9 protein-coding genes are annotated in these 11,400 nt (G+C 43.9%); 4 read left to right on the forward strand and 5 right to left on the reverse strand.

The genetic code is table 11. The features are described from left to right. The first annotated feature begins 168 nt into the window (after positions 1-168). Positions 169-3,276: a response regulator gene (locus DXX92_RS01070; protein ID WP_115998735.1), complete on the forward strand. Its 3,108-nt coding sequence runs from the start codon at positions 169-171 to the stop codon at positions 3,274-3,276. 44 nt (positions 3,277-3,320) lie between these two features. Here the strand turns inward: DXX92_RS01070 and DXX92_RS01075 are convergent, their stop codons facing one another. Next, on the reverse strand, positions 3,321-4,076 hold the full coding sequence (locus DXX92_RS01075) for a hypothetical protein (RefSeq protein WP_115998736.1): 756 nt from the start codon (positions 4,074-4,076) through the stop codon (positions 3,321-3,323). Between the two features lie 40 nt (positions 4,077-4,116). Here DXX92_RS01075 and DXX92_RS01080 point away from each other — a divergent pair, with 40 nt between their 5' ends. From DXX92_RS01080 to DXX92_RS01090, 3 genes are all read left to right on the forward strand, one after another. Next, positions 4,117-5,007, forward strand: coding sequence for a bifunctional GNAT family N-acetyltransferase/hotdog fold thioesterase (locus DXX92_RS01080; protein WP_115998737.1), 891 nt, complete (start codon positions 4,117-4,119; stop codon positions 5,005-5,007). Between the two features lie 32 nt (positions 5,008-5,039). Continuing rightward, a complete protein-coding gene (locus DXX92_RS01085; RefSeq protein WP_115998738.1) occupies positions 5,040-5,933 on the forward strand; it encodes an NAD(P)-binding domain-containing protein in 894 nt (297 codons plus the stop codon). 130 nt (positions 5,934-6,063) lie between these two features. After that, a complete protein-coding gene (locus tag DXX92_RS01090; protein ID WP_147301911.1) occupies positions 6,064-6,360 on the forward strand; it encodes a hypothetical protein in 297 nt (98 codons plus the stop codon). 103 nt (positions 6,361-6,463) lie between these two features. Here DXX92_RS01090 and DXX92_RS01095 read toward each other — a convergent pair whose 3' ends face one another. From DXX92_RS01095 to hutH, 4 genes are all read right to left on the reverse strand, one after another. Continuing rightward, on the reverse strand, positions 6,464-7,201 hold the full coding sequence (locus DXX92_RS01095; protein WP_181901665.1) for a helix-turn-helix domain-containing protein: 738 nt from the start codon (positions 7,199-7,201) through the stop codon (positions 6,464-6,466). Positions 7,202-7,619: 418 nt separating this feature from the next. Next, positions 7,620-8,405, reverse strand: coding sequence for a MotA/TolQ/ExbB proton channel family protein (locus DXX92_RS01100; RefSeq protein WP_181901666.1), 786 nt, complete (start codon positions 8,403-8,405; stop codon positions 7,620-7,622). A gap of 48 nt (positions 8,406-8,453) precedes the next feature. Then, the gene (locus DXX92_RS01105; RefSeq protein ID WP_115998741.1) at positions 8,454-9,335 is read right to left on the reverse strand and encodes a flagellar motor protein MotB; all 882 of its coding nucleotides are present in this window, start codon (positions 9,333-9,335) and stop codon (positions 8,454-8,456) included. A 404-nt stretch (positions 9,336-9,739) separates the two neighbouring features. Then, the gene (gene hutH, locus DXX92_RS01110; RefSeq protein ID WP_115998742.1) at positions 9,740-11,284 is read right to left on the reverse strand and encodes a histidine ammonia-lyase; all 1,545 of its coding nucleotides are present in this window, start codon (positions 11,282-11,284) and stop codon (positions 9,740-9,742) included. Positions 11,285-11,400 lie beyond the last annotated feature (116 nt).

Raw genomic sequence — 11,400 nt, forward strand, 5'->3', positions numbered from 1 at the left:
TAGCTGATATTTGTGAATAAGCAAGCGTATGATCCTAAACAAATTAATAGCGGATATTGATGAAAATCATGGTTTGCAACAATAATTCAGCGGTAGGCTTGAGATAAATTAGCCAAAATAAGCTAAGCTCTAAGCACAGCCGTATGTTGAGGTAACAGGACACCTGCATTGAAGTTATGGAATCGACTTACTATCAAGCACAAGATTTGGGGCTTGGTAGTCATCCCAGCGTTCGCCATTGTGTTGTTGGCTGGTCATCAAGTAATCAATATTAATCAGCAAGTTAGTCAACTAAAACGTGCTGAAAATATGGCGCGCCAGTTAGACTCACTAGCGCAGCTTAATGCCAATTCCCACCAATTGCGCTCAGATAATAGTAACGGTAAATCAGACGCTATTATTTCGATCACAGGCAAATTGAACGAACAGTTAGGTTTAGAACACGAATTTGCTGAAATTCACCCTCTGATTGAACAATATCGTGAAACCATAGAAGCAATTGTTGATAGTGAAGATAGTGAAAGCCGCATCGACAATATAGTTTGGCATGTTGAAGTTTATCAAGAACTCTTACTATCGGTGGAAGAGCGCACTTTGGTTGCCATGCCAGCTAGTGTCAATAATCACTTGAAAGCATTAGTACAGCTAAATTGGTTACTGTTTTGGTCAGCGGAAGAAGCTTGGCAAATCCAACAGCTTAGTGCGTTAACTAAAGCGTCAAGCTTCACTAAAGATGAGCTTAAGGTACAAATAAGAGCACTGATCCAGCAACAAGAACTATTTATGGGGCGCTTTGTGGTGATTAATGCTGAGCCTGATCAAATTAACCTTATGCTGACCACCTTTTCTAATCCTGCCTTTGTGGAAAGCCAGCAATTTCGTGAGTTAGTATTAAGCGAGCCCGCGGTACCTATTTCACCTGAGCAAATGATGGCAGGTCAGCAGGCGTTGGCAACGCGTTTAGCCTTATTCCAAGAGGTTGCTGGTGCAATTTCAGGACAGCTTTTACAGGAAGTCGAGCGCCATGTTACAGCCTTCGAGCAGCAGCGTTTATTCGTTGTCATCGCTATTACACTTTTGGTTCTTGCTGTGTTAGTTGCTGGTCTTCGTTTAGGGCAGCGAATTATCCACAACCTTACTTTAGTACTGGATTATTTGGCCAATGAGGGAAAAGCTGATACTAAGCTTTCAGAGCAAATTGACGGTCGCGATGAATTAGCCAGTTTTGCGAAGGAAGTAGAACGTTTGAATGCTGAACGCAACGAAAGTCAGCAGCGTTTACTGGTCGCGAAAAATGAGGCGGTAGTGGCCCGAGAAGAAGCTGAAATAGCAAGTAGAGCCAAAAGCAGTTTTTTAGCGAATATGTCACACGAAATACGCACGCCACTCAATGGTGTGATTGGCATGTCAGAAGTGCTCGCAACTACACAATTAAGCGCTGTTCAAAAAGACTACCTAGACACCATCGAAACGTCCTCGCATCTATTGCTTGCGCTAATCAACGATATTTTAGACTTCTCAAAAATTGAGTCAGGCAAATTGTGTTTAAGCTTACATTCGACAGCACTGCGCGAGACCATTTATGACTTGGCTGCGATTGTTGCGCCGAAAATTAAAGAAAAGCCATTAACACTGAAACTTGAGTTGGATGATCGCATTCCTGCGCGGGTAAGTGCAGATGATCATCGCATTCGCCAAGTATTGATGAACTTGCTGTCAAATGCCGTTAAGTTTACCCATAAGGGCGACATCACGGTAAGTATGAACTACCAAGGAGAGAAAGGTGGCAGCCCGTTGATTACTTTTTCAGTGGCAGATTCTGGTATAGGAATTGACGAGCAACAACAACGCCATATTTTTGAACCATTTGCGCAAGAAGATGCTTCAATCACTCGACAATTTCAAGGCACCGGTCTAGGTTTAGCCATCAGTCGTCAATTAGTTGAATTAATGGGCGGCGAGCTCGGGCTTGTTTCAACGAAAGGACAGGGCAGTCGATTTTACTTTACGTTAGCACTAGCAAGCATTGAACAAGATTATCAATACCATAACAAACAAGCGTTCGCTGATATTGCCGTCGTCGGTCGAGAAGCGACGATTACAGAGCAATTGTCAGACTCTCTTGCTTATATGGGGATTGATTTGCGCTATCATGTAGAGTCGTTAGATAAACTGCTGGCTACTGCCAATAGTACTCATCTGATTGTTGTTTATGTGGTAAGTGAAGGAGCCGACACTGATTCTATTCGTGATGATATGACTCTGCTAGCCAATGCTAACGCGGCAATTTGCCTGGTTCGCCAATTAACCAAAGCTGAAATCGATTACGGCAAACAAGTTACCGCAATGTTGACTTATCCGTTGTTGGGTAATCGTTTGGTGAAAGCGTTAGAGGTCTGTCAGCAGTATATTAACAGTGGTGGTGTTAAAGCTCCTAACGAGACCAAAACACTGTCTAGCGGTTCGGTTTTATTAGTTGAAGACAACCCCGTCAATCAAAAAGTGTTGAGCTTACAGCTCGCATCGGCTGGTTTTCAGTTCGATATTGCTGATGATGGCGAGCAAGCTATCACGCTATTTACTAAAGGTAAAAATTACGATGTCGTGTTGATGGACTGCATGATGCCCGTGAAAGACGGCTTTTCTACAACCCGTGAAATCCGATTGTATGAGCAAAATAATGAGCTGCCTGCAACGCCAATTATTGCCTTAACTGCAAGCGTGTTAGAAGAGGATATTGAACGTTGTTACGACGCGGGCATGAATGACTTTGTACCCAAACCATTTAAGCGCGATATTTTGTTCGAACGCATTAACCATGCAATGTCGCAAGCCCTGCGTAAATCAAAAGAGCAACCCGCATTGGCTTCAAAAGTAGCGAACATTGTTAATCGTGGCGTTAATGTACTGTTGGTTGAAGACAATCCTATTAATCAAAAAGTCGCCTCATTGCTGTTAGAAAAAGCTGGCTATGATTACCAAGTGGCGGCCAATGGCGAAGAAGCACTAGAGCTTTATCGAAAGTCACCAGACTTTGATGTCATCTTGATGGATCTTATGATGCCAGTTAAAGACGGCTTTGCTGCAAGTGTTGAAGTGAGGCAGTTTGAGCAGCAACAAGGGTTGACAGCAACACCCATTATTGCCCTGACTGCGAGTGTGGTGGACGACGATATTCAGCGCTGCTTTGACTCTGGCATGAATGGCTATGTGCCCAAACCGGTAAAGGGTGAAAAGCTTTACAGTGAAATTGAAAATCTCATGTCGTCCGTTTGATACTTGTTTATCTAGCTAAACATCCCCCCAAAAGAACAGCTACTTTAGGTTAAATCAAAATAAAACTGCTGGTGAAATTGCTGCCAACGTCTTTGGTAACTGGGCGTAAGGTAGCATTCTTTACCTAACATGCTAGGTGCTTGTTTGGGTAGTAAATGCACCACCACATTCTGATAATGCGGCACCTCGTACGCAGCAATTCGATGCCGCTTTTTTTTGTTGAATAGCTGTTGCCAATAACGTAGCGACTGGGGTGTTGGCTCGGTAAAGTTTATCGACAGCAGGGTATGTTCTGGTAAATCTTCAATCAATGCCTGTAACGTGTTTTGCGTTGCATTGATCCCTACTTTAGGCGCTTGATAGATATCGAAAATTAGCCAGTCGATATCGACTAGCGATTGATTGCTCAGCCATTGCTCAGCAGTTTGGCAAACTATTTCTTGATTAGCTGCGCTCTGGTATAGCGCAAAGAAGCTCTGGCTTAATTCAATCACAGTCCGATTACTTTCTACGACTTGGTAATCTAATTGAGGTGAAAGCCAGCGACAAAACCTCAAGTGATTTCCACCACCTAAACCGAGCTCAACAATACGTTTTGGTGAATAATGTTGCCACGGCAACATTAGCGCCCATTGGTGAGGGAGTGTTAGCCAATGGGGTCTTTGTTTTCGCATCGCGCTTTGCAGTACGTCATTGAATGACAACCAGCGAAAATGGCGATTTTCACTGACTGAGATTGCATCTGGTGCCTGCTTAAAATACAGTAATTGTCCTTGTTGCAAGTGACGGCTAAGCGGCATAGTCCTGCGCACGTAAATTGGAATAAATTAAGCATAACCAATGTATTTAGTGAAAGCACCTGAAAATAAAGCGGCGTTTAAACGTTATTATCAATTTAGATGGCAACAACTTCGAGCCCCATGGCAGCAACTTCAAGGTAGCGAGCAAGATGCGCTTGAAGCCCAGAGTATTCATCGCTTTGTTGAAAACACCGATGGCGAGATAATTGCGGTTGGTAGGCTGCATAAAACCTCGCAAACCACAGCGCAAATTCGATACATGGCGGTTGCGAGCGATCAGCAAGGCACTGGCTTGGGGCGCAAAATTATTGACTCGCTTGAGGTGGAAGCAAGTAAGCATGGCGTTACCCATATTAGCTTAAATGCACGAGAAAACGCCGTCCCTTTTTATCGTAAATTGGGCTATGAACTCGTTGAAAAAACGCATTTGCTGTACGGCGAAATTCAGCATTATTTGATGACAAAATCCTTGGCTCCAGCAGCCGGTCATGCAACTGATGTTAGCGTGCAACTCAACGACATTTGGCATCAAACTATTCCAATGAGTAAAGCAATGAACTTGCAAGTGAGCTTCTACAACAATGAGCAACTATTTACCCATTGCGATGTCGCCTTCAATAAAAACCTTCACGATACGATGTTTGCGGGAAGTATTTATACCTTGGCCACCTTAACTGGGTGGGGCTGGGTTTATATGAAACTGGCTGAGAGCGCGCTAAGTGGCGATATTGTATTAGCGGATGCCAATATTCGTTACTTAGCGCCTATCGCCGGTGCTGGTGTTGGTTATACCCACACTTCACTTGCTAGTGGTGATTTGACTTCGTTAGCGGCAGCACAAAAAGCCAAGATGCAAGTTGAGGTACATATTTTAAGTGGTGATAAAGTCGCCGCGATTTTCACTGGCAAGTTTGTTATCCATTGCAGTTAAATTGCACTTAGATGCAATTAGAGAGTTGAAATATGATGAGTAAGCAGCAGGTTGCTATTATTGGTTGTGGCTGGGTTGGACAAGCGTTGGCACGTAAACTTCTCACCAAGAATATTGGCGTAACAGCGACTACGACTAATCCTGACAAAATTGACGAGCTTACAGCACTTGGCTGTCAAGCAAGGCTGCTAAAATTAACGCTTGCGTGCTTTGATTCCAGCACCGAGACGAATACTGAAACGAACGCTAAATCTAGCTCTGAACCCAGCAATCAGTCTCTCAGCGATCTTGAATGGTTGGCAGACATTGGCACTATGGTCATTTGTATCACACCTCAGTTCAAACAAGGTTCGATGGCCTACCCAGATCACGTCACGCAACTTGTGAGCTTGGCAAAGCAGTATCACATTGAACAAGTGATACTACTCAGTAGTACGGGTATTTATCAAGGGTTAGCGGGGCAGGTTGATGAGCAAAGCACCTTAATGCTTGGTTCGCCAAAGGTTGCATTGTTGCACCAAGCTGAGCAAGCGGTGTTGACGGGTATCAGCAAAGCGTGTGTACTACGACTAGCCGGTTTAGTTGGCCCGAAAAGGCATCCTGCCCGTTTTATGGCAGGTAAACAAGCGGTAGCTAACCCGCGCACGCCAGTCAATTTAGTGCATCAAGCTGATGTGGTAAACGCGATAATTACGATGATTAGCCATCAGCAAATTAATGGCATTTATAACGTGGTCAGCTCAAATCACCCAAGTCGTGAAATATTCTATCAAGCAGCCTGTCAGCAGCAGAAGTTAATACCCCCTAGTTTCAGTGACGAGCAAGAGCAATTGTTACGAATCGTCTCAGGGGAAAAGTACCAGCAGCTAGGTCAACAACTTCTGTGGCCAGATTTACTGGCTTGGTTAGATTCTGATTCACAGTGATGCTAGGCAATTGATATAATCACTGCTTATTACCAAATTGCTTTTATTAAGCTATTGCTCACTTAAGCAAACCGATGCTAACCGAATGGCCTAGCTCTACGGTTTACCTAAAACGCTAATTAAACGTCAGATGAAAACTAAACGAATTCGCTACACTTGCTTTTTTCTTGTGATATTTGCTCATATATCCGTACTTAATCTGTTCTACGTGAATGAACATGGTATTACGTTTTTTTGGCAGCAAGCAGTCGAGCTTCGGACAATTGCTACTCATGTTATTACTGCCGCGTTAAGCTTACTGATTTATGCGCTAGTAGAGCAATGTCTTGCCTGTTATCGCAAGGGGCAAATGGCAATTCGTGAGCCTGTGCTGATCTTGTGCTCTATCTCAATGATTCTTTCGATTGGTTTTTTGTTAATAGATTAGCTGTGTGAACACCAAGTCTTAGGACTCAGGCACGCAGCTAACCTTTACCTGTTATTGTACTTTTTGTCTTATCCAAACCTAGTGTTACTTAACCTGAGGTCAATTAGTTTGGCTTTATTTCAGCTATCAACTGAGTTGCATCGAGCTTAGCAATTAGTGGTCTAAATACACCTTCAGCGACAATAGCGGCATAAAGTACAATGAGAATACATACTGCCCAAGCGGTATTAAATGCTGCCAACGACTCGATACTTACTTGGTTGGAGAGAATTGCAATAGCCCCTGTAATAAAGGCGATAAATGAGCCGGCATAGTTAAACACCAGTTGCTTTTTATAGATATAAGCAAGGTGAATGGTATAACTGCTGGCGGGAACATTTTCGGAAAACAAATACTTCAAACCCGTAATCGATTTAATAAAACCATGTGGCCCAAACGCAACGACAGTACAAGCATAGGTAAACAAGGTTAAAAACAAGGCGCTGTAGTGGTCGGCAAACATCCCCAGTTCGCCGCCAAGCACAAACAACATTCCGATAGCGCCAATAATCACGATAAGTGCAATAACATTCTGCATAATACTTCTCCATTTCCATAAGGTTTCAATTTGTTCGGAAATATGAAGTAGCTCGTTTTGTGGTTTGTTAAGGGCGGCGGCCACCGACAATAAGGTTTCGCTTGAAGCGTTACCGTCTTTTTCCAGCCGTTGAATGGTTCGTAAACTTAAGCCAGACGCTTTTGCCAGTACATCTTGTGACCAGCCATTTTCTTTGCGGAAATATCTAGGGCGTATTGAGTTTTCAGGGTTGTTTTTGCAGCAGCCTGTTTGAGCTTTATACAAGGCGACACTTGTGCCGTGCAGTTATTCTCCATCAATAAGTGGCAACGCAGTAGCAAGTTCAATCAGACGCTGCCCTATGGGTTCATCTAAACACTTCCTGCTCATTGTTGCTCGATTTTTACATAGAACGACTATGCGACAAATCGAGCGCCGCGATCAGAAAGTGTTTAGATTGAACAAAATTCAATCTCGAAAATTCAACACGCCCTATTTTTTTCCGGTGAAATTTGCATAACTTACACTCCAAAGTAGCAACATCAATTTCCGGTTGCTACCTTGCTGTTCAGCTTGAGGAAAAGAAAGAAATTCGTTACGTCATTATAGCGACAATGATATGACAATGCTTAATTTACAATGACTTGCAAGTTTTGATGAAAATCTAACACCGCGGCATTAAAACTGTACACATCGCCTAGCTTTATGCCTCTTTTACAATATCTGCAACCGCTTCTTGTGGGCGGCGTAGCTTCTCATCAATATAAGTTTGCAAGTAATCAAACATCACCCGTGGGTTGTCACCCGTCATCATTTTTAATATCGCGTCTTTGATCAATGACTGATGCATCAAAATTTCATCACTACGCTCAGATAACTTATTGGCAAGTGGCGTGGTAATACCATTGGCAATTAAGGCACCGTAAAGTGTGGTTAATAAGGCAACCGCCATAGCTGGGCCAATTGACTTAGGGTCTTCCATGGCAATCAGCATATCCACTAGGCCAATTAGCGTACCTATCATGCCCATCGCTGGCGCAATATCTGAAAACGATCGCAGTACTTTAATAGATTGCTGGTTGCGCTCTTTGGTCAGATATATTTCTTTGGTCAGTGCAAGATTTACCGCTTCTTCTGAGTGACCGTCGACTAACATGGTTTTCGCTTTAGCTAGGAAAGGATCGTCAACATCGCTTTCTTCTAACGCTAAAAAGCCCCCTTTACGGGTTTTATCGGCCAGTTCAATACAGCTTTCAATGGTTTCAATGACATTGGTGGTAGTCAGTGAAAACGCATGGCGAATATTCTGTAGTGAGCTAAAAAAGGTTTTGGGTCGATGGCTGAGCAATACCGCGCCAAAGGTACCGACAAAAACGATAAATATTGATGGCGCATTCACATAGGTGTCCATCGGCGCATTGGCTAAAAACAATCCCGAAAAGATGGCGACGATAATTAGCAACACGCCGCCAACTGCACCTAAATCCATAATATTTCCTTGTCTGTTAATCTGAGAATAAACGTTAAACGGCGAACACTAGTGAGCTTCCGAGAGTAAGTTAATTCGCTCGGTGGTCAGTGCTTCACCTTGTAAAATGGCGATTTCTACACGACGGTTCTTGCGTCGATTTACTTTCGTTGAGTTCGGTACCAGTGGCCGATTACTGCCGTGACCAGTGACTGATGTTCGCGAAGAGTCGAAGGTGTCTGATTTTGCCATTTGGTGAGCCACTGCTAATGCCCGCTGAGCGGATAAATCAAAATTGCTGGCATACATATCGCTTGCAACACCTAAATTGTCGGTATGGCCCGAAATACTGATATGACCCGGAATCGCTTCAATGGTCTCGGCTATTTTCATCACCACTGGCTTAAACTTAGCTTGCAGATAAGGAGAGCCAGAGGCAAACGCGCCATTTTCTTTAATCCGAATAATAATTTGCTGGCCCAGAGCTTCGGTTTCCAGCGCGCCGTCTTCAATATATTGGGCGAGCTGTTGATTAATACGTTTAAGCTGCGCCTCTTGCTCGCGCTTTGCCGCTTCTTCTTGAGCTTTTCGTTTGAGCCCAGAGGCGTCTTGATCGCCCGGTGTTACTTTTAGCGATTGCTCTGTGGCAGCGATGGTATGTTGGGTAATGGTATTAATGGGCGACGGAGTTGGCTCGCCGGGTGAAAATTCCTGCGCAATAATACTGGTACCTTTGGGAATATCCTGCAGCTCAATTTGATTTTGCACACCAAACGCCATTTTCATTGAACCAGCAATTTGCTTGAACTTAAGCACGTCCATTTCAGAATAGGACAAGAGCAAAACAAAAAAGCACATCAGTAATGACATTAGATCGGCAAAAGTCGCCATCCATGCCGGTGAGCCAGAGGGCTGATCATCTTGTTGATGTAATAACTCGGGAATTTCCATGAACTACTGCGTCCGTTTTCCTTGTAAAGCCTACTCAAGGTGGAGGCGATTAATATAAGGGGAAAGTGGCTTAGCTGGCAACCAGTTAGCGCATTAATCTGATTTTAATCAATTTTTTTGTTCAGGCTAAAAAAGTAAACCAATATTGTACGACAAAATGCCGACAGCGGTATGACAAGCGTATTGATTTAGTCATTGGTTTAATGATTTAGCTTCAATGGCTTAGCTTAAGGTTTAGGAGGAAAAGCGAGCTAGCTTATCTTATGAGCTTTATTATGTTTTTGTAAGTGCGGTGGTACTAGGTAAAAGAGTAAAAAGCGAAAGTACAAAAAAGCCGCTGGTAATGAATTACCAGCGGCTTTATTGCTAACGACTAAGTTTGGCTTAGCAAAGCATCGGAATTGCTAGAAGCTTGGCAAAATATCAGCAGGGATCAGGTGGTTAAAATCACCTTCAGCAATACAACCAGAAGCTTCTGCGATATCTGGTGCGAAGTATCTGTCTTTATCATAGTAAGGGACATATTCGCGAATAATGGCTTTTGCCGCTTCGACTTTTTCAGAGCCTTTCAGTGGGGTTCTAAAGTCTAAACCTTGTGCAGCAGCTAGCAATTCAACCGCTAATACGCCGTTGGTATTTTCTGCCATGTCCGCCAAACGACGACCCGCAAACGCTGCCATGGAAACATGATCTTCTTGGTTAGCAGAGGTTGGTAAGCTATCGACCGAGGCAGGGTGAGCAAGGGTTTTGTTTTCTGATGCCAATGCCGCTGAGGTTACTTGCGCGATCATAAAGCCTGAGTTTACACCGCCATTTTCCACTAAGAATGCCGGTAATTTACTGAGATGAGCATCAATTAGCAAAGCCATACGGCGCTCCGACAATGAGCCGATTTCCGCAATTGCCAGTGCTAAATTATCCGCAGCCATAGCAACGGGTTCAGCATGGAAGTTACCTGCTGAGATAAAGTCACCTTCGTTGGCAAATACCAGCGGGTTGTCAGTTACGCCATTAGCTTCCACATGTAACACTTCCGCCGCTTGGCGAATTTGCGTTAAACACGCACCCATCACTTGTGGCTGGCAGCGCAGTGAGTAGGGATCTTGCACTTTTTCACAGTCCATATGCGATTGGCCGATCTCTGAGCTTTCCCCTAAGATTTCGCGGTAGGCACGAGCCGCATCAATTTGGCCTTTTTGGCCACGTACTTGATGAACGCGATCATCAAACGGCGCGCGAGAGCCCATTGCTGCTTCAACTGACATCGCGCCAATGGCAACACCGGCAGCAAATAGATCTTCGGCGTAAAATAAACCTTCTAGTGCAAATGCCGTTGACGCTTGCGTACCGTTTAATAGTGCTAAGCCTTCTTTAGCAGCTAGGGTAACTGGCTCAAGACCAGCGATTTTTAAGCCTTCGGCAGCTGGAATCACTTGGTCTTGGTAAGACATTTCACCTTCGCCCAATAAAGGCAATACCATATGTGAAAGTGGTGCTAAATCGCCAGAAGCGCCAACTGAGCCTTTTTTCGGTACACATGGGTAAACTTCTGCATTAAGCAAGGTGATTAATGCCTGAATAACAGGCAAGCGGATGCCTGAAAAGCCGCGTGCTAGTGAGTTAATTTTCAGCACCATCATTAAACGCACTGTGGCATCTTCCATATATTCACCAAAACCTGATGAATGCGATAGCACGATAGACTTTTGCAGCAGTTCTAATTCTTCTTTTTTAATGCGGGTGCTGGCCAGTAAGCCAAAACCAGTGTTGATGCCGTAAACTACTTGGTCTTTTTCAATTACCTCTTGTACGGCTTGGGCACTTTGATTAATGGCGTTAAAGGCAGATTCATCAAGCGTGTAGTGGATGCCATCATATTTGGCAACCGCACGTAATTGCGCCAAGCTCAGTTGGCCGGGAATAATGTTGAGTTCAGTAATGACAGACATTGTCTTACCTCTAATTCTGTAGCGATAAAAATGAACAAGTCTGGCGGCATCTTATTGATGACCGCCAGAGCTGCTCAAGCTAGATAACTTTTAACATCAGCCTCAATATCAAGCTT

It is taken from the genome of Thalassotalea euphylliae, from assembly GCF_003390395.1.
Classification (GTDB): Bacteria; Pseudomonadota; Gammaproteobacteria; order Enterobacterales; family Alteromonadaceae; genus Thalassotalea_F; species Thalassotalea_F euphylliae_C.

Bases quoted from the DNA above. Each gene is read 5' to 3' on its own strand.
- DXX92_RS01100 (WP_181901666.1), bottom strand. From the start codon at position 8,405: ATGGATTTAGGTGCAGTTGGCGGCGTGTTGCTAATTATCGTCGCCATC.
- DXX92_RS01080 (WP_115998737.1), top strand. From the start codon at position 4,117: ATGTATTTAGTGAAAGCACCTGAAAATAAAGCGGCGTTTAAACGTTAT.
- hutH (WP_115998742.1), bottom strand. From the start codon at position 11,284: ATGTCTGTCATTACTGAACTCAACATTATTCCCGGCCAACTGAGCTTG.
- DXX92_RS01105 (WP_115998741.1), bottom strand. From the start codon at position 9,335: ATGGAAATTCCCGAGTTATTACATCAACAAGATGATCAGCCCTCTGGC.
- DXX92_RS01090 (WP_147301911.1), top strand. From the start codon at position 6,064: ATGAAAACTAAACGAATTCGCTACACTTGCTTTTTTCTTGTGATATTT.
- DXX92_RS01075 (WP_115998736.1), bottom strand. From the start codon at position 4,076: ATGCCGCTTAGCCGTCACTTGCAACAAGGACAATTACTGTATTTTAAG.
- DXX92_RS01085 (WP_115998738.1), top strand. From the start codon at position 5,040: ATGATGAGTAAGCAGCAGGTTGCTATTATTGGTTGTGGCTGGGTTGGA.